General features: G+C 75.1%; 16 protein-coding genes. 13 read left to right on the top strand and 3 right to left on the bottom strand.

All coding sequences use genetic code 11. The features are described from left to right. Positions 1 to 33 precede the first annotated feature (33 nt). The 5 genes from GA0070606_RS09750 (at position 34) to GA0070606_RS09730 (ending at position 6279) form a co-directional block, all read left to right on the top strand. On the top strand, positions 34 to 831 hold the full coding sequence (locus GA0070606_RS09750) for a GNAT family N-acetyltransferase (RefSeq protein ID WP_091096975.1): 798 nt from the start codon (positions 34 to 36) through the stop codon (positions 829 to 831). A 2-nt stretch (positions 832 to 833) separates the two neighbouring features. Then, entirely contained in the window at positions 834 to 1241 is a 408-nt protein-coding gene (locus tag GA0070606_RS09745) for a hypothetical protein (protein ID WP_091096972.1), read from the top strand. Positions 1242 to 1625: 384 nt separating this feature from the next. Beyond that, positions 1626 to 2405 carry an electron transfer flavoprotein subunit beta/FixA family protein gene (locus GA0070606_RS09740; protein ID WP_091096970.1) on the top strand — a complete coding sequence of 260 codons (780 nt, stop codon included), beginning with the start codon at positions 1626 to 1628 and terminating at the stop codon, positions 2403 to 2405. Between the two features lie 11 nt (positions 2406 to 2416). Further along, a complete protein-coding gene (locus GA0070606_RS09735; RefSeq protein WP_091096969.1) occupies positions 2417 to 3376 on the top strand; it encodes an electron transfer flavoprotein subunit alpha/FixB family protein in 960 nt (319 codons plus the stop codon). Positions 3377 to 3537: 161 nt separating this feature from the next. Then, entirely contained in the window at positions 3538 to 6279 is a 2742-nt protein-coding gene (locus GA0070606_RS09730; protein WP_091096967.1) for an HAD-IC family P-type ATPase, read from the top strand. A gap of 73 nt (positions 6280 to 6352) precedes the next feature. Here GA0070606_RS09730 and GA0070606_RS09725 read toward each other — a convergent pair whose 3' ends face one another. Further along, positions 6353 to 7282, bottom strand: coding sequence for an anti-sigma factor (locus tag GA0070606_RS09725; RefSeq protein ID WP_091096964.1), 930 nt, complete (start codon positions 7280 to 7282; stop codon positions 6353 to 6355). Further along, positions 7236 to 7883, bottom strand: a complete 648-nt coding sequence (locus GA0070606_RS09720; RefSeq protein WP_091096963.1) for an RNA polymerase sigma factor — start codon at positions 7881 to 7883, stop codon at positions 7236 to 7238. The genes GA0070606_RS09725 and GA0070606_RS09720 overlap by 47 nt, the downstream gene beginning before the upstream one ends. Positions 7884 to 8061: 178 nt before the next feature. Here GA0070606_RS09720 and GA0070606_RS09715 point away from each other — a divergent pair, with 178 nt between their 5' ends. From GA0070606_RS09715 to GA0070606_RS09685, 7 genes are all read left to right on the top strand, one after another. After that, the gene (locus GA0070606_RS09715; protein WP_091096961.1) at positions 8062 to 8892 is read left to right on the top strand and encodes a DUF4397 domain-containing protein; all 831 of its coding nucleotides are present in this window, start codon (positions 8062 to 8064) and stop codon (positions 8890 to 8892) included. Beyond that, positions 8889 to 9554 carry a class F sortase gene (locus GA0070606_RS09710; protein ID WP_091096959.1) on the top strand — a complete coding sequence of 222 codons (666 nt, stop codon included), beginning with the start codon at positions 8889 to 8891 and terminating at the stop codon, positions 9552 to 9554. The genes GA0070606_RS09715 and GA0070606_RS09710 overlap by 4 nt, the downstream gene beginning before the upstream one ends. Before the next feature lie 218 nt (positions 9555 to 9772). Continuing rightward, on the top strand, positions 9773 to 10948 hold the full coding sequence (locus tag GA0070606_RS09705) for a cysteine desulfurase family protein (protein ID WP_091096957.1): 1176 nt from the start codon (positions 9773 to 9775) through the stop codon (positions 10946 to 10948). A 206-nt stretch (positions 10949 to 11154) separates the two neighbouring features. Continuing rightward, the gene (gene mnmA / locus GA0070606_RS09700) at positions 11155 to 12228 is read left to right on the top strand and encodes a tRNA 2-thiouridine(34) synthase MnmA (RefSeq protein ID WP_218106001.1); all 1074 of its coding nucleotides are present in this window, start codon (positions 11155 to 11157) and stop codon (positions 12226 to 12228) included. A 108-nt stretch (positions 12229 to 12336) separates the two neighbouring features. Next, a complete protein-coding gene (locus GA0070606_RS09695; RefSeq protein WP_091096954.1) occupies positions 12337 to 13341 on the top strand; it encodes a methionine synthase in 1005 nt (334 codons plus the stop codon). A gap of 35 nt (positions 13342 to 13376) precedes the next feature. Beyond that, positions 13377 to 13736 (top strand): VOC family protein, encoded by a 360-nt coding sequence (locus GA0070606_RS09690; RefSeq protein ID WP_176737281.1) that lies wholly within the window; start codon positions 13377 to 13379, stop codon positions 13734 to 13736. 57 nt (positions 13737 to 13793) lie between these two features. Next, positions 13794 to 14831, top strand: a complete 1038-nt coding sequence (locus GA0070606_RS09685; RefSeq protein WP_176737280.1) for an ADP-ribosylglycohydrolase family protein — start codon at positions 13794 to 13796, stop codon at positions 14829 to 14831. Between the two features lie 136 nt (positions 14832 to 14967). Here GA0070606_RS09685 and GA0070606_RS09680 read toward each other — a convergent pair whose 3' ends face one another. Next, positions 14968 to 15513 carry a type II toxin-antitoxin system PemK/MazF family toxin gene (locus GA0070606_RS09680; protein ID WP_091096948.1) on the bottom strand — a complete coding sequence of 182 codons (546 nt, stop codon included), beginning with the start codon at positions 15511 to 15513 and terminating at the stop codon, positions 14968 to 14970. A 172-nt stretch (positions 15514 to 15685) separates the two neighbouring features. On the opposite strand from GA0070606_RS09680, the gene ligA reads away from it, so the two are divergent. Beyond that, positions 15686 to 17821, top strand: a complete 2136-nt coding sequence (gene ligA / locus GA0070606_RS09675) for an NAD-dependent DNA ligase LigA (RefSeq protein ID WP_091096946.1) — start codon at positions 15686 to 15688, stop codon at positions 17819 to 17821. Positions 17822 to 17878 lie beyond the last annotated feature (57 nt).

Genomic DNA, 17878 nt, shown 5'->3' with positions numbered 1-17878 from the left:
TTATCCGCTTCCGGCCGGTCGTAGCCTGGAACGGTGACCGATCCTGCCGCGACGACACTGCGCAACGCGTACGACAACCAGTTGCGGGCGCGGGTGCCCGACCCGCTGCCGGCCGGGGTGACGGTGGAGCGCGACGGCCCGCTGGTCCGCGTCCTCGGCCTCGACCACGGCGGCTTCCTCGGCTACCGCGACCTCGGCGGGCTGACCGGCGCGGCGCTGGACGCGCTGATCGCCCGGCAGGTGGAGTTCTTCCGGGCGCGCGGCGAGTCGGTGGAGTGGAAGCTGCACGGCCACGACGAGCCGGCGGACCTGCCGGAGCGGCTGCGCGCCGCCGGGTTCGTGCCGGAGGAGCGGGAGACCGTCGTGATCGGCCCGGTCGCGCCGCTCGCGGCCGCGCTCCCGGTCGTTCCCGAGGGCGTACGCCTGCGCGAGGTGACCGCCCGCGCGGACCTGGACCGGATCGCGGCGATGGAGGAGGCGGTCTGGAACGCCGACCGCAGCCACCTGGCGAGCGGGCTGGAGCGGGAGATCGCGGCCGACCCGCAGTCGATCACCGTGGTGGTGGCCGAGGCGGGCGACGAGGTGGTGAGCGCGGGCTGGGTGCGCTACGTCGCGGGGACCGGGTTCGCCACGCTCTGGGGCGGCTCGACGCTCGCCCCGTGGCGCCGCCGGGGCGTCTACCGGGCGCTGGTCACCTACCGGGCCCGGCTCGCCGCCCAGCGCGGCCTGACGCTGTTGCAGGTGGACGCCTCCGACGACAGCCGGCCGATCCTCCAGCGGCTCGGCCTCGTCCCGGTCACGACCACCACTCCGTACGTCTACACTCCGTGATCATGGAGCAGCGGTTGACGGCCGAGGAGCGGCTGACCCTCAAGACGGGCGCGTTCGGGGCGGTGTTCCTGGTGGCAAACGCCGACCCGGGCATGCTGGCCCTGTTCCGGGAGAGCTTCGCCGCCTCCGGGGCCATGGCCGACACGAGCGGGGTGGTGAAGGAGGCGCTGACCAGCGGGCCGCTGCCGAAGCTGCCGCGCGACTCGGCGCTGGAGATCGAGGCGGTGGTGCTGCCGGCGCTGGGCCGCTCGATCGAGATCCTGTGCGAGAAGTCGCCCGGGGACGTGGCGACCTACCGCGACGTGGTGCTGACCGCCGCCGAGCGGGTGGCCGGGGCGCACCGGGGCGTGGCTCCGGCCGAGGCGGCGGCCATCGACCGGATCAGGGCCGCGCTGGCTCCGTCGGCGTGACCCGGGCCGCCGGGGTGCGCCGGGACGGTGTCCAGAGCGCCCGGACGGCGGCCCGGACGCACCGGTCGCGCAGGCGTCCGCAGGCGCACCGGTACGCCTCGGGGCGCGTCCTGCGGCAGGGGCGCCGCGGTGCGTCGCGCGGCGTGCCGGCGGGGAATTCTGACATTTCACGACACCTCCCGATTTGCCAGGTTACCGCCCGCGCACCCCGCGGTGAGCTGTGTCACCCCGAGGTCGCCGGAGGTGGATGCTACTGGCAGGTAACATTGCGTCGTGGGCAACTGCACAGCAGCCCGTGGTTGACCGGCGTCACGTCACGCGGGAGGCTGCGCCCGTGACCGGGCGAGTGATCGCTACACCAAACAGGAGGGTCGTCGAAGCGCGATGAACATCGTCGTACTTGTCAAGCAGGTGCCCGATTCGGGCGCGGACCGCAACCTGCGCACTGACGACAACACCGTCGACCGCGGTTCGGCGAACAACGTCATCAACGAGATGGACGAGTACGCCATCGAGGAGGCGTTGAAGATCAAGGAGGCCCACGGGGGCGAGGTCACCGTCCTGACCATGGGTCCGGACCGGGCGACCGAGTCGATCCGCAAGGCGCTCTCCATGGGCCCCGACAAGGCCGTGCACGTCGTGGACGACGCCCTGCACGGGTCCTGCGCCGTGGCCACCTCGAAGGTGCTCGCCGCCGCGCTCGGCCAGCTGGGCGCCGACCTGGTGCTCTGCGGCGCCGAGTCGACCGACGGCCGGGTGCAGGTGATGCCGCACATGATCGCCGAGCGGCTGGGCGTCGCGGCGCTGACCGGCGCCCGCAAGCTCACCGTCGACGGCTCGACCCTGACCGTCGAGCGGCAGACCGAGGAGGGCTACGAGGTGGTCACCGCCGCCACGCCCGCCGTGGTCTCCGTCTGGGACACCATCAACGAGCCGCGCTACCCGTCCTTCAAGGGCATCATGGCCGCGAAGAAGAAGCCGGTGCAGACGCTCTCCCTGGGTGACCTCGGCGTCGCCCCGGCCGAGGTGGGCTTCGAGGGCGCGACGAGCGCCGTGCTGGAGCACACCAAGCGCCCGCCGCGTTCCGGCGGCGCGAAGATCACCGACGAGGGCGACGGCGGCGTCAAGCTGGTCGAGTTCCTCGCCACCGAGAAGTTCGTGTGAGGGGTCTGGACATGTCTGAGGTTCTCGTCGTCGTCGAAGCCACCCGGGAGTTCGGCGTCAAGAAGGTCACCCTGGAGATGCTCACCCTCGCTCGCGAGCTGGGCACCGCGAGCGCGGTCGTGCTCGGCGGCGCCGGTGCCGCCGAGGCGCTGAGCGCCAAGCTGGGCGAGTACGGCGCGGAGAAGATCTACGCCGCCGAGGGTGACGAGATCGACGGCTACCTGGTGGCCCCCAAGGCCACCGTCGTGGCCGAGCTGGTCAAGCGGGTACAGCCGGCGGCCGTGCTGCTCGCCTCGTCGCAGGAGGGCAAGGAGATCGCCGCCCGCCTGGCCGTCAAGCTGGACAACGGCATCCTGACCGACGTGGTCGGCCTGGCGGCCGACGGCACCGCCACCCAGGTGGCCTTCGCCGGCTCCACGATCGTCAAGTCCAAGGTCACCCGCGGCCTGCCGCTGGTCACCGTCCGGCCGAACTCGGTCAACCCGACCCCGGCTGCGGCCACCCCGGCCGTCGAGCAGCTCACCGTGTCGGTCGCCGACACCGACAAGCTGGCCAAGGTCGTCGACCGGGTCGCCGAGCAGAAGGGCTCGCGCCCCGAGCTCACCGAGGCCGGCGTGGTCGTCTCCGGCGGTCGCGGCGTCGGCAACGCCGACAACTTCAAGCTGGTCGAGGAGCTGGCCGACCTGCTCGGCGGCGCCGTCGGCGCGTCCCGCGCGGCCGTCGACTCCGGCTTCTACCCGCACCAGTTCCAGGTGGGCCAGACCGGCAAGACCGTCTCCCCGCAGCTCTACGTCGCGCTCGGCATCTCCGGCGCCATCCAGCACCGGGCCGGCATGCAGACCTCGAAGACCATCGTCGCTGTCAACAAGGACGGCGAGGCGCCGATCTTCGAGCTGGCCGACTTCGGCGTGGTGGGTGACCTGTTCAAGGTCGTCCCGCAGGCCGCCGAGGAGATCCGCAAGCGCAAGTGAGCTGACGCTCACGCCCGAACGAGGGCCGGGAACGCGAGGTTCCCGGCCCTCGCCGTGCCGGGACCGCGGGCGGCGGAACGCCCCGCGGCCCGTTGCCGCTCTGCGACGATGGAGGTTCTTCCCGGGTATCCGCGCGCCGCCTCGCGAACAGGAGTGTGCCCATGCCGGCCAGGACGCCCGCGGGCGACCACCACGCGCCCGCCGCGCCCGAGGGCGGCCACCACGCCCTCGCCGCGCACGAGGTCGTGCTGCTGCTCGAGACCGACACCGAGCGCGGGCTGACCGACGAGGAGGCCGCGGCCCGGCTGACGCGCTACGGGCCCAACGTGCTGCCCAGCGCGGCCGGGGGCGGGGTGCTCCGCCGCCTGCTGCGGCAGTTCCACAACCCGCTGATCTACGTGCTGGTCGCCGCCGGCGTGGTGACCCTCCTGCTCGCCGAGTACGTCGACTCGGCGGTGATCTTCGGGGTGGTGCTGGTCAACGCCGTCGTCGGCTTCCTCCAGGAGTCCCGGGCCGAGGCGGCGCTGGACGCCCTGCGGGCGATGGTGCGTACCGAGGCGCGGGTGCTGCGCGCCGGTCGGCAGCGCCGGGTGCCGTCGGACGACGTGGTCCCCGGCGACCTCGTGCTGGTGGAGGCGGGGGAGAAGGTCCCCGCCGACCTGCGGCTGGTCCGCGCCGCCGAGTTGCGGGCCGACGAGTCCGCGCTGACCGGCGAGTCGCTGCCCGTACGCAAGGACGAGGTGGTCGTGCCGGCGGAGACGCCGGTGGCGGACCGCCGCAACCTGCTCTACTCCGGCACCCTGCTCACCGGCGGCACAGCCGTCGGCGTCGCGGTCGCCACCGGCGCGGAGACCGAACTCGGCCGGATCCACCGGCTGGTCGGCGGCGCGCGGGTGCTGGACACGCCGCTGACGGTGAAGCTGGCCCGGTTCAGCCGGCTGCTCACCGTGGCGATCCTGTTCCTGGCCGCGGTGACCTTCGCCGTCGGCGTGGCCCGGGGTGAGAACGCCGGGCAGACGTTCACCGCCGCCGTGGCGCTGGCCGTGGGCGCGATCCCGGAGGGACTGCCCGCCGCGGTGACGATCACCCTGGCGATCGGGGTGTCCCGGATGGCCCGCCGCCGGGCGGTGATCCGGCGGCTGCCGGCGGTCGAGACGCTGGGCAGCACCACGGTGATCTGCACCGACAAGACCGGCACCCTCACCGAGAACCAGATGACGGTCCAGCTGCTCTGGACCCCGCAGGGCCGCTACCAGGTCAGCGGGGCCGGCTACGCCCCGAGCGGCGACATCCGGGACGCCGAGGGCGGCCCGGCGCCGACCGGGGAGGCCGGCCCGCTGCGCTGGTCGCTGCTGGCCGGCGTCGGCTGCAACGACGCCCGCCTCGACGAGCAGGACGGCCGCTGGGCGGTGCTGGGCGACCCCACCGAGGGGGCGATGCTGGTGGTGGGCGCCAAGGTGGGGCTGCACGCGCACGAGGTCGCCGCCGAGCTGCCCCGGGTGGACTGCGTCCCGTTCACCTCCGAACGGCAGTACATGGCGACCCTGCACGACCGGCGCGACGGCGGGCGGGTGGTGCTCGTCAAGGGGGCGGTGGAACGGGTCGTCGAATGGTCCGGCGCGGCGCTGCGCGCCGACGGCTCCACCGGGCCGCTGGACGCCGCCGCCGTGCTGGCCGCCGCCCACGAGCTGGCCGCCGAAGGGCTGCGGGTGCTCGCCACGGCGATGCGGCCGGCCGGCCCGACCGGCGGGCTCGTCGAGGAGGAACTGGCCGGCACCCTCGTCTTCACCGGGTTGCACGCGATGCTCGACCCGCCCCGGGCCGCCGCCGCCGCGGCCGTCGAGTCCTGCCACCGGGCTGGCATCGACGTCAAGATGATCACCGGGGACCACCTGGCCACCGCCACCGCCATCGCCGCCCGCCTCGGGCTGCTGCGTACCGCCCCCGGCCCGGGCGACGTGCTGACCGGCGCCGACCTGGCGGCGCTGCCCCCCGGGGAGCTGCCCGCGGCGGTGCGGCAGGCGTCGGTCTTCGCCCGCGTCTCGCCCGAGCAGAAGCTGCGGCTGGTGGAGGCGTTGCAGGCCGACGGCCAGGTGGTGGCGATGACCGGGGACGGCGTCAACGACGCCCCGGCGTTGCGTCAGGCGAACATCGGCGTCGCGATGGGGCGCAGCGGCACGGAGGTGGCCAAGGAGGCCGCCGACGTCGTGCTCACCGACGACGACTTCGCCACCATCGAGTCCGCCGTGTCGGAGGGGCGGGGCGTCTTCGCCAACCTGACCAAGTTCATCACCTGGACGCTGCCCACCAACGCGGCGGAAGGACTGGTCATCCTCGTCGCGATCATGCTCGGTTCGGCGCTGCCGATCCTGCCCAGCCAGATCCTCTGGATCAACATGACCACGGCGGTCCTCCTCGGCCTGACGCTCGCCTTCGAGCCCAAGGAGCCCGAAATCATGGACCGGCCGCCCCGCGACCCGAGACAGCCCCTGCTCACCGTCGCGCTCGTCGTCCGCGTCCTGCTCGTCTCCGCGCTGCTGGTGGTGGGCGCCTGGTGGCTGTTCGAGTGGGAGCTGGACGGCGGGGCGAGTTTGGCGCAGGCGCGGACGGCCGCGGTCAACCTCTTCGTCACCGTGATGGCGTTCTACCTGTTCAGCTGCCGGTCGCTGACCCGGTCGCCGTGGCGGCTCGGCCTGTTCAGCAACGGCTGGCTGATCGTCGGGGTGCTGGCGCAGGCACTCGGTCAGCTCGCCCTGACCTACCTGCCGGCGATGAACGACCTGTTCCGGACGGCGCCCATCGGCGGGGAGGCGTGGCTGCGGATCCTGGGGATCGCCGTCGTCGTCTCCGCCATCGTGGCGCTCGACAAGCGGTTCGGCCGGTTCGGCCGCCGGCTCGGCTGAGTCGCCGGGCCGGCGGCCGTGCCGCCGGGTGGGGAGCTGATCGGCGGGCCGGGGAGCTGAGCCGGCCCGCCGATCAGCCCGTCAGGGAGCCCCTCAGCAGGCTCTTGCCGGAGTGGGCCGTGTTGTTGTCGTACGCCTCGGCGGAAACGTCGACAACCGAGTATGCCTGAAGGTCGACGTTCGGTGGCAACGGCAGCAGCTCGTCCGGTTCGTCGCCGAGCACACCGACCGAGAACATCTTCATGTCGCGCGGGTTGATGAGCCAGACCTCGTAGTACCCCGCGACGTCCGGGAGATTCGTCACGTGCAGGTGCAGCCTGCCGTCGTCGAACACCCGGGCCTCGCCGTTGGCGTCCGGCGGCGTCGAGCCGTACGCCTTCAGCGGGGCGCTGGCCAGCACCGCCCGCTGCGGGGTCGGTGCCGGGCCCGGCTCGGACGGACCGACCACGGCGAGCGTGCCGACCACGCCGAGGACGGCGGCGGCCACCGCGGTCCCGGCGGTCACCGCCCAGCGCGACCAGCGGCCGCGTCGGTGCGGCGGCGCCAGGACGGTGCCCGTGCGCTGCGGGGCGGCCGGCCCGTCGTCGCCCTCGCGGCGGGCCTGGCCACGGTCGTTCCGCTCCACCGCGTCGGCGTCCTCCGCCGGGTGCGGCGCACGGGGGCCGGCCAGCGACGGCAGTGCCTCCGCGGCGCGGATCTCCGCACGGTCGTTCCGCTCCACCACGTCGGCGTCCTCCGCCGGGTGCGGCGCACGGGGGCCGGCCAGCGAGGGCAGTGCCTCCGCGGCGCGGATCTCCGCCACGATGCCCTGCCAGACGTGTTCCGGCGGGTCGGGCAGGGCCTGCAGACCCTGGGTGCCGACGCCGAGGCCGGCCACGTGCCGGAGGGTGCCCAGCTCCGCCCGGCAGTGCTCGCAGGTGTCGAGGTGGGTGCTCTCCCCGGCGTCCGCCGCGCTCTCACCGAGCGCCAGGAAGACCAGCCGGTCGTGGTCCAGGTGCGACACCGTCCACCTCCCATCTGCGTTTCAGACTCGCCATGCCGCGCCGGATGTGACTCTTCACCGTGCCGAGCGGCACCCCGGTCACCGTTGCTATCTGCTGGTGGGTGAGGTCGTCGAAGAACGCCAGCTCCAGCATCCGCCGCTGGTCGTCGGGGAGCCGGGCCAGTTCGTCGGCGACCACCAGCCGGTCGACCACCGCGTCCGGATCCGGGCCGGCCGGCCGCGGCTCCGGCAGCTGCCGGACCGTCTCGACCACCCGGGTCTCCCGGGCCGACGCCCGTAGCCGGTCGATCACCTTGCGCCGGCCGATGCCGAGCAGCCAGCCGACGAGCGACCCCTTGGCCGGGTCGAAGGTGTCCCGCCCCAGCCAGGCGGCGACGAAGGTCGCCTGGGTCACGTCCTCCGCGTCGCTGCGGTTGGCCAGCGTGCTCACGGCCAGATGGAGCACCGCCCGGCCGTAGCGGTCGTACGCCTCCCGCAGCGCCAGCTCGTCGCCGGCGCGGAAGCGGAGGGCCAGGTCGTCGGGTGGCGCCGGCTCTGGCGACGTCGTCACGGGCCGGCTCGCCTTCCATGGGGCATGCCCGACTGTAGCTCCCACAGCCATCGCCCCACCTTTCCCGTCGGGTGTCCTCGCCTGCTCTTCGCTCGGCGGGCGGCACCCGGATGCGGAACCGGCGAAGAAAAAGAAACTGCCTCCGGGCGCATCCGGCGGCGGCGAACCCGGCGTAACCCGTTCTGCACACCGTTCCTGACGAACCAGTACCAATCACCAGGAGGCAGACATGGAGCTCTCGTACTTCCGCCGGGTCGCCGCGGGTGGCGCGGTCGCCGCGCTCACGTTCGTCGGAGTCGGCGCCCTCGCCGCCACCCCCGCGTACGCCGCCACGTCCAAGGTCTCCGTGGTGCACGGCATCCCGGACACCCCGGTCGACGTGTACGTCAACGGTGAGAAGACGCTGGACAACTTCAAGCCCGGCGACGTGGCCGGCCCGCTGAACCTGGAGGAGGGCGCGTACGACATCGCCCTGACCAGGCCCGGCGAGCCGGTGGCCCAGGCGATCCTCACCGTGGACGACGCCGCCGTGCCGGGCGGGGCGAACATCAGCATCGCCGCGCACCTCGACGCCGCCGGCAAGCCGAAGATCACGCCGTTCGTCAACGACACCGGCAAGGTCGCCGCCGGCAAGGCCCGGCTGATCGTCCGGCACACCGCGGCCGCACCGGCGGTGGACGTGCGCGCCGGCGGAACCCCGGTCTTCGAGGACCTCACCAACCCGAACGAGGCCAAGGGCGACGTCGACGCGGGCGCCGTCAAGGCCGACGTGGTGCTCGCCGGCACCGACACCGTGGCGATCGGCCCGGCGGACCTCGACCTGAAGGAAGGCACCGCGACGATCGTGTACGCCATCGGGTCGGCGGACGCGAAGAACCTCGGCGTCGTGGCGCAGACCATCACCGGCCTGCACTCGGCCCCGGCCGGGGTGCCCAGCGGCGACGGCGGCCAGGCCGGCACCGGCGTGGACACCTGGTGGTACGTGCTGACCGGCGCCGGCGCGCTCCTGCTGGTCGGCGGCGGGGCCCGGGTGGCCACCGCCCGGACCGGTCGCAGGTGACGGTGCGCCACCGCGGGGCGCTGGCGGCCATGGCCGCCGGCGCCGCCGCGCTCACCGTCGCCACCGTGGTCGCCTGCGGCTCCCGGCCGGCCGAGGACGTCGGCGCCGACGAGGCGGCGGCCCTGGCCAGCGCCACGCCCGCCCCGTCGGTCACCGTCGGCGACGCCGCCTCGGTCCCGGTCGCCCCGGGCGACCTGCCGGCCGGCACGAAGACCGTCCCGCCGGTACGGCTGGCGATCCCGGCGATCGACGTCACCGCCACGGTGAACGCGGTCGGCATCAACGAGCGCACCAACGAGTTCGAGGTGCCGCCCAGCGTCGACCAGATCGGCTGGTACCGGTACGGGCCGGGCCTGGAGGCGGACGCCGGCTCGGTGGTCGTCGCCGGCCACGTGGACAGCGCCACGCAGGGCAGGGGCGCCTTCTACCGCCTGCGGGAGCTCGACGAGGGCGACACCATCACCGCCACCGGCGGCGACGGCAAGGCCCGGCGGTACCGGGTCGTCGCCCGGGAGGAGTACGACAAGACCAGGATCCCGCTGGAGCGTTACTTCGCCCGCGACGGCAAGCCGCGGCTGACCCTGATCACCTGCGGCGGGCCGTTCGACGCGAAGGCCCGCAAGTACCGCGACAACATCGTCGTGACGGCGGTGCCCGCCTGACCGGCCGGGGCCCCGCCGACCGGCCGGCTGGCGACCGGCCGCTCCGGCCCGATCGGCACCACCCGTGGGCGCCCGCGCCCGACCGGACCCGGAACCCCGACCGGGCCCGCGCGCCGGGCGGGGAGGAACGTCCTCCCCGCCCGGTTCCGGCACGCGAGGTCGTGGCAGGGGCACTCCGGCATCCGGCCCGCCACGATCCGCCCGTAGGCTGAGCGGTGATGGCTTACCTGGATCACGCGGCGACGACTCCGATGCTCGACGAGGCACTGGAGGCGTACGTCGCCGCCGCCCGCGAGGTCGGCAACCCGTCGTCGCTGCACGCCGCCGGCCGCCGGGCCCGGCGGCGGGTGGAGGAGTCCCGGGAGCGGGTGGCCGCCGCGCTGGGCGCCCGGCCCTCCGAGGTCGTCTTCACCGGCGGCGGGACCGAGAGCGACAACCTCGCGGTCAAGGGCATCTTCTGGGCCCGGCGCGGGGCCGACACGCGGCGGGACCGGGTGGTCTCCAGCGCGGTCGAGCACCACGCGGTGCTCGACGCGGTGGACTGGCTGGTCGACCACGAGGGCGCCCGGGTGGGTTGGCTCCCGGTGGACGCCGCCGGCCGCCTCAGCCCCGACGAGCTGCGCGCCGAGCTGGCCGCCCACGGCGACCGGGTCGCGGTGGTGACCGCGATGTGGGCCAACAACGAGGTGGGCACCGTGCAGCCGGTCGCCGAGCTGGCCGCCGTCGCCGCCGAGCACGGGGTGCCGTTCCACACCGACGCGATCCAGGCGGTCGGGCAGGTCCCGGTCGACTTCGCCGCGAGCGGCGTCGCCGCGCTGACCGTGACCGGGCACAAGCTCGGCGGGCCGACCGGGGTGGGCGCGCTGGTGCTCGCCCGCGACGTGCCGGCCACCCCGCTGCTGCACGGCGGCGGCCAGGAGCGCGACGTGCGCTCGGGCACCCTCGACACCGCCGGCATCGTCGCCTTCGCCGTCGCCGTGGAGGCGGCGGTCAAGGGCCAGCAGGAGTACGCGGCCCGGATCGCGGCGCTCCGCGACGACCTGGTCGAGCGGGTCCGGCACGCGGTGCCCGAGGTGATCTTCAACGGCGACCCGACCGACCGGCTGCCGGGCAACGCGCACTTCTCCTTCCCCGGCTGCGAGGGCGACGCCCTGCTGCTCCTGCTCGACGCCCAGGGGATCGCCTGCTCGACCGGCTCGGCCTGCTCCGCAGGGGTGGCCCAGCCGTCGCACGTCCTGCTGGCGATGGGCGCCGACGACGACCGCGCCCGTTCCTCGCTGCGCTTCACCCTCGGCCACACCAGCACCCCCGCCGACGTCGACGCCCTCATCGCGGCCCTCCCCGCCACCGTCGAACGCGCCCGCCGCGCCGCCGCCCTCCGCACCCCCCGCTGACCCACCCCGCCCCGCCCGCCCCCTCTCTGCCGCGATCTTGCACTTTCGGCCCCCGGATCGCGGCATTCACGCCTTTTGTCGGGGCAGAAGTGCAAGATCGCCGCTCTGTTCGCCCGCAGGGGCGCGGGGCGGGCGGGGCGCGGGGGCGGGGGAGGTCGGGTGGGTGGGGGCGGGGATAGGCTCGGTGGGGTGAAGGGAGTGGGCCGGTGAGGGTGTTGGCGGCGATGTCGGGCGGGGTCGACTCGGCGGTCGCGGCGGCGCGGGCCGTGGCGGCGGGGCACGACGTGACCGGCGTGCACCTGGCGCTGGCGCGCAATCCGCAGACGTACCGCACCGGGGCGCGCGGCTGCTGCACCCTGGAGGACTCCCGCGACGCGCGCCGGGCCGCCGACGTCATCGGCATCCCGTTCTACGTCTGGGACATGGCCGACCGCTTCCACGCCGACGTGGTGGACGACTTCGTCGCCGAGTACGCGGCCGGCCGTACGCCGAATCCCTGCCTGCGCTGCAACGAGAAGATCAAGTTTGCCGCGGTGCTGGACCGGGCCGTGGCCCTGGGCTTCGACGCCGTGGTCACCGGCCACCACGCCCGGCTCGGCGCCGACGGGCTGCTGCGCCGCAGCGTCGACGAGGCCAAGGACCAGTCGTACGTGCTCGCGGTCCTCACCCGCGAGCAGTTGGACCGGTCGATGTTCCCGCTCGGCGACTCGACGAAGGCGCAGGTCCGCGAGGAGGCCGCCCGGCGGGGACTGGCGGTGGCCGACAAGCCCGACTCGCACGACATCTGCTTCATCGCCGACGGCGACACGCGCGGCTTCCTCGCCCAATGGCTCGGCGAGGCCCCCGGCGAGGTGGTGGACGCGGCCACCGGGGCCGTGGTGGGCAGCCACACCGGGGCGTACGCGTACACGGTCGGGCAGCGGCGCGGCCTGCACCTGGACCGGCCCGCGCCGGACGGCCGCCCCCGGTACGTGCTCTCGATCACGCCGAAGACCAACACCGTGACGGTCGGTCCGGCCGAGGCGTTGGAGGTCTCCCGGGTACGCGCCGAGCGCCCGGTGTGGACGGGCGGCCCCCGCCCGGACGGGCCGCTGGAGTGCGAGGTGCAGTTGCGCGCGCACGGCGACGTGGTGCCGGCGACCGTCGAGCTGACCGCCGACGGGCTCCGCGCCGAGCTGCGCCGCCCGGTGCGCGGCGTCGCCGCCGGTCAGGCGATCGTCGCCTACCGGCCCGACCCGGGCGGTGACGTCGTGCTCGGCTCGGCCACGATCGCCGGCTGAGCGGTCGTCGCCTGTCGGCCCCCGACCCGGGCGGTGACGTCGTGCCCGGCTCCGTGACGATCGCCGGCTGAGCGTTCCGGCCGTCCGGGCGCCGGTTAGTCTTCGGCCGTGACAGATCAGGCGTGGCCCTGGCCGGCCGGCGCGGCGACCGGCATCGGTTCCCTGCCCGGCACCGACATCGCGGAGGCGCAGCGGATCGTCCTCGGCGAGCTTCCCGCGCTGCCCCACCTGCCGGAGCTGCCGGCCCGCGGTCCCGGCGCGGACCTGATCGGCCGCACCGCCGGCCTGCTGGTCGAGCTGCCGGTGGAGCTGTACGCCGCCCGGTGGCGGGTCGCGCCGCGCCCCGGGCGGGACCTGCGCCGCGCCCGCGACCTGATGGAACGCGACCTCGACCAGCTCGCCGAGCAGGCCGAGGAGTACGCGGGGCCGGTCAAGGTCCAGGCCGGCGGCCCGCTCACCCTGGCAGCGTCCCTGGAGCTGCCGATCGGGGGCCGGATGCTGCGCGACCCCGGCGCGGTGCGGGACCTCACCGGCTCGCTCGCGGAAGGGCTGCGCGGACACGTGGCGGCGGTCGCCCGCCGGCTGCCGCGCGCCACCGTGCTGCTCCAGCTCGACGAGCCGTCGCTGCCGACGGTCCTCGCCGGCCGGGTGCCCACCGAGAGCGGGTTCGGCGCGTACCGGGCGATGGAGCCGGGCACCGCCGCCTCGCTGCTGCGCACTGTCGTCGAGGCGGCCGGGGTGCCGGTCGTGGTGCACTGCTGCGCGCCGGACGTTCCGGTGGAGCTGATCCGGTCGGCCGGCGCCGCCGGCGTGGCCCTGGACCTCGACCTCGTCACCGACCTCGACCCGCTGGGCGAGGCGATCGACGCCGGGCTCGGCCTGCTGGCCGGCGCCGCCCCCACCCGCCCGCCGGCCCCGGGTCGCGCGCCCACCTCCGCGCAGGTCGCCGACCGGGTACGCCGGCTCTGGGACCGCCTCGGCTTCCCGCGCCGGCAACTGGCCGAGCAGGTGGTGGTCACCCCGGCCTGCGGCCTCGCCGGCGCCACCCCGCAGTACGCCCGCGCGGTGCTCGCCGCCTGCCGGGACGCCGGGCGGCGGCTCGCCGAGGACTGAGGTTTCCCGTCGTACGGGCGGGGCAGATGATCGGCATGATCGGACAGCTTCGCACCGTCGTCATCGACTGCCCCGACCCCCGGGCACTGGCCGACTTCTACTCGGAGCTGCTGGGCCTGCCCCTCGACCCCGGCGCCAGCGACGACGGCTGGGTGGTGCTCGCCGGCTCGGGGCACCGGCTCGCCTTCCAGCGGGCGCTCGACCTGCGTCCGCCGTCCTGGCCCGACCCGGCGCGCCCCCAGCAGTTCCACCTCGACGTGCAGGTCGAGGACGTGGAGGAGGCCGAGAAGCGGGCGCTGGCGCTCGGCGCCCGGCGGCTGCCCGGTCAGGGCGACGGCTTCCGGGTCTACGCCGACCCCGCCGGTCATCCGTTCTGCCTGGTGTTCTCCGACTGATCTTCCGCCGGTCCGCCGCGCTGGTGCGGGTTGCGCCCGGGCGGCATGATCGCGGGAATGATCGACACCTCGCTCCGCCGGGCCGCCGGCTCCCTCTTCGGCCTCGCCTACGGTGACGCGCTGGGCAAGCCGACCGAGTTCCTGACCGTCGCCGAGATCGTCCGCCGCCACGGTCCGGCCGGGCCGCGCGAGCTCGACGGCGACCCGGCGCTGGTGACCGACGACACCCAGATGGCGCTGGCCGTCGGCTGGGCGCTGCACGACGCCCCGACGCTCACGCCCGAGGCCGTCGAGCCGCTGCTGCGGCGACGCTTCCTCGACTGGGCGGCCAGCCCGGAGAACAACCGGGCGCCGGGGATGACCTGCCTGCGCGCCTGCGCGGAACTCGGGCGGGGCGTCCGCTGGCAGGACGCGACGGTCGCCGGGTCCAAGGGCTGCGGGGCCAACATGCGGGTCACCCCGGTCGGCCTGGTCGACGTCGACCTGGACACGCTCGCCGGGCTGGCCCAGCTCCAGGCGGGCCTCACCCACGGCCACCCGACCGGCCTGGCGGCCAGCGAGCTGACCGCGTACGCCGTGCGGCTGCTGCGCGACGGCGCGACGCCGGCGGAGCTGCCGCGGCTGCTCACGGACCGGGCGCGCGGCCAGCGGCGGGTCTACCGCGCCGACTGGCTCGGCGACCTCTGGCAGCGCCCGGGGGTGGACACGCCGCAGGACTTCATCGCGCGCGGCTGGGACGAGTGCCTGGCCGTCCTCGGCCGCCTCGACGCCGCGCTCGCCGGCCCCGACGACGGCGGCGACCCGTGCCGGCACACGGGGGAGGGCTGGATCGCCGAGGAGGCGCTGGCCACCGCCCTGTTCTGCGCGATCCGGCACGCCGACGACCCGGTCGCCGCGCTGGCCCGGGGCGCCACCACCGCCGGCGACTCCGACTCGATCGCCGCGCTGGCCGGCGCCTTCGTCGGCGCGGCCCTGGGGATGCCGGCCTGGCCCGCCGCCTGGTCCGCCCGCATCGAGTACGCCGACCAGCTCGGCGCCCTCGCCCACGCCTGGGACCGACCGCCGGCCGCCGGCATGGGGGGCCGGGCCTGCTGAAGTCGACGGTGCCGCTGCTGGCGGCGCTGCCACTTGCGCCGCTGGTCGTGACGTCGGCGGCGGGGCACCCGCCTGTGCGCTCCGCGGGCGGTCGGCACCCGGGCGGACCCGCGTCCCCGCGTGGCCCCGCGGCGGGTCAGGCGCCGGGGAGGTGGGGCAGCCGGCGCACGCGCCGCCACAGGGCGGGGTCGCAGGCGCCGGCGCGGCGGGCGAAGTCGGCCAGCGGGACGTGGACCGGCTCGGCCAGGTCGAGGAAGCTGTCGTGGTCGGCGTCCGGGTCCCACTCCCGGGTCGGGATGCGCACGTGGTCGTCCCGGGCGCTCTTGTCCTGGCTCGTGATCTTCAGGACGTCGGCGCCCCGCGCGTCGGCCCGCAGCACCAGGCACGGCCGCACCTTCGAGCCGGTGCCGTCGGCGTACGGGACCTCGGCCCACCAGATGTCGCCCGGGCGCGGCGCGTCGGCGGGCGCCCGCTCGGCGGTACGCGGCCGGGGCGGCGCGGAGGACCGGCCCGGGCCGCCCCGGGACGCCGGGCCCCGGCCCGGCCGGGTGCGCGGTCGCTCCGGCCGGCGCGGGGCGCCGCCACGGGCGCCGCCACGGGCGCCGCGTCGCCACTCGCTCCACGCCCAGCCCGCCGCGACGGCCAGCACGACCGCCGCCGCCCAGAGCAGCCATTCGGGCATCCGTACCCCCGTCTCGCCAGTGGGCGCGGCGGGCCGCCCCGGCCGTGCCCCGCCGTCCGGCGATCCTCGCACGTCGGCGGCGGGGTCGCCGCTCGGGCGCGGCGGGTGGCCGGCGGATTGTCCGACCGGCCCGCTACGGTGCCGGGGTAGCGGAAACACGGGAGGTCGCACGGTGTCCGAGGAACCCACCCCTCAGCAGGTCACTCCGGCGCAGGAGGCGGCGGCCGGCGCCGAGCCGACCCCAGAGGCGCGGGACCGGCACGCCACGCTCAGCCAGGAGCTGACGGAGCACCAGTACCGCTACTACGTGCTGGACGCGCCGACCGTCTCCGACGCCGAGTTCGACCGTCAGCTGCGGGAGCTGGAGGCGCTGGAGGAGCAGTTCCCGGGGTTGCGCACCCCCGAGTCGCCGACCCAGCGGGTCGGCGGCACCTTCTCCACCGACTTCACCCCGGTCACCCACGCCGAGCGGATGTTCTCGCTCGACAACGCCTTCGCCGACGAGGAGCTGGCGGCCTGGGCCGAGCGGGTCGAGCGGGACGCGGGCGGGCCGGTGCCCTACCTGTGCGAGCTGAAGGTCGACGGGCTGGCGATCAACCTCACCTACGAGCGCGGGCGGCTGGTCCGGGCGGCGACCCGGGGCGACGGCCGCACCGGCGAGGACGTCACCGCCAACGTGCGCAGCATCCGCGACGTCCCGGGCCGACTGACGCCGTCGGACGAGTTCCCCGACGTGCCGGAGTTCGTCGAGGTCCGAGGCGAGATCTACTTCCCGGTGGCGGCCTTCGCCGACCTCAACGCGGGGCTGGTCGAGCAGGGCAGGGCCCCGTTCGCCAACCCGCGCAACGCCGCCGCCGGAAGCCTGCGCCAGAAGGATCCGCGGATCACCGCGTCCCGCCCGCTGCGCCTGGTGGTGCACGGCATCGGCGCCCGCCGCGGCTTCCAGCCGACCGCCCAGTCAGAGTCCTACGCGGCCCTGAAGGCGTGGGGGCTGCCGACCAGCGACCGTTGGCGCGTGGTGCCCGACCTGGCCGGCGTCGCGGAATACATCGCCCACTACGCCGAGCACCGGCACGACGTCGAGCACGAGATCGACGGCGTGGTCGTCAAGGTGGACCCGGTCGCGATCCAGGGCCGGCTCGGTTCGACCAGCCGGGCGCCGCGCTGGGCGATCGCCTTCAAATACCCGCCGGAGGAGGTGACCACCAAGCTGCTCGACATCGACGTCGAGGTGGGGCGTACGGGCCGGGTCACCCCCCGGGCCCTGCTCGAACCGGTGAAGGTGGCCGGCTCCACCGTCGCGTACGCCACCCTGCACAACGCCCGGGAGGTCGAGCGCAAGGGCGTGCTGATCGGCGACACGGTGGTGCTGCGCAAGGCCGGCGACGTGATCCCGGAGGTGCTCGGCCCGGTGGTCGACCTGCGCCCCGCCGACGCCCGGCCGTTCGTCATGCCCACCACCTGCCCGGCCTGCGGCTCGCCGCTTGCGCCGGCCAAGGAGGGCGACGTCGACATCCGCTGCCCCAACTCCCGCACCTGCCCCGGTCAGCTGCGGGAGCGGGTCTTCCACCTCGCCAGCCGCAAGGTGTTCGACATCGAGGCGCTCGGCTACAAGAGCGCCGCGGCGCTGCTCGACGGCCAGATCATCACCGACGAGGGCGACCTGTTCGCCCTCGACGCCGAGCAGCTCGCCCGGTCGCCCTTCTTCGTCAACAAGGACGGCAGCCTCGGCAGCAACGCGGCCAAGCTGCTCGACAACCTCGCCGTGGCCAAGGAGCGCGACCTGTGGCGGGTGCTGGCGGGGCTCTCCATCCGGCACGTCGGGCCGACCGCCGCGCGGGCGCTCGCCCGGCACTTCCGCTCCGTCGAGGCGATCGACAAGGCCAGCGAGGAGGAGCTCGCCGCGGTCGACGGCGTGGGCCCGACCATCGCGGCGAGCATCCGGGAGTGGTTCGCCGTCGACTGGCACCGCGACGTGGTCCGCAAGTGGGCCGAGGCCGGCGTACGGATGGCCGAGGAGGCGGTCGACGAGGGGCAGCGCCCGCTGGAGGGGATCACCGTGGTGGTGACCGGGACGCTCGCCGGGTTCAGCCGCGACCAGGCCGCCGAGGAGATCCAGGGCCGGGGCGGCAAGGTGAGCGGCTCGGTCTCCAAGAAGACCTCCTTCGTCGTGGTGGGCGACAACCCGGGTTCGAAGGCCGACAAGGCGGCCAGCCTCAAGGTGCCCGTCCTCGACGAGGAGGGATTCCGGACGCTGCTGGACACGGGCCCGGACGCGGCCCGGGAGGTCGCCCGCATCGAGTCCTGACGACGCGCGCGGCGGGGGGAAGCGGCCCGGATACCAACTTAATTACGACTACGACCG

The organism is Micromonospora citrea (assembly GCF_900090315.1).
Taxonomy (GTDB): Bacteria; Actinomycetota; Actinomycetes; order Mycobacteriales; family Micromonosporaceae; genus Micromonospora; species Micromonospora citrea.
The sequence above is the reverse complement of the archived record's forward strand: the minus strand, read 5'-3'. Positions and strand labels throughout refer to the sequence as shown.

Coding starts and splice junctions, on each gene's coding strand:
- GA0070606_RS09745 (WP_091096972.1), top strand. CDS start 834: ATGGAGCAGCGGTTGACGGCCGAGGAGCGGCTGACCCTCAAGACGGGC.
- GA0070606_RS09740 (WP_091096970.1), top strand. CDS start 1,626: ATGAACATCGTCGTACTTGTCAAGCAGGTGCCCGATTCGGGCGCGGAC.
- GA0070606_RS09735 (WP_091096969.1), top strand. CDS start 2,417: ATGTCTGAGGTTCTCGTCGTCGTCGAAGCCACCCGGGAGTTCGGCGTC.
- GA0070606_RS09730 (WP_091096967.1), top strand. CDS start 3,538: ATGCCGGCCAGGACGCCCGCGGGCGACCACCACGCGCCCGCCGCGCCC.
- GA0070606_RS09720 (WP_091096963.1), bottom strand. CDS start 7,883: ATGGCTGTGGGAGCTACAGTCGGGCATGCCCCATGGAAGGCGAGCCGG.
- GA0070606_RS09715 (WP_091096961.1), top strand. CDS start 8,062: ATGGAGCTCTCGTACTTCCGCCGGGTCGCCGCGGGTGGCGCGGTCGCC.
- GA0070606_RS09705 (WP_091096957.1), top strand. CDS start 9,773: ATGGCTTACCTGGATCACGCGGCGACGACTCCGATGCTCGACGAGGCA.
- GA0070606_RS09690 (WP_176737281.1), top strand. CDS start 13,377: ATGATCGGACAGCTTCGCACCGTCGTCATCGACTGCCCCGACCCCCGG.
- GA0070606_RS09685 (WP_176737280.1), top strand. CDS start 13,794: ATGATCGACACCTCGCTCCGCCGGGCCGCCGGCTCCCTCTTCGGCCTC.
- GA0070606_RS09680 (WP_091096948.1), bottom strand. CDS start 15,513: ATGCCCGAATGGCTGCTCTGGGCGGCGGCGGTCGTGCTGGCCGTCGCG.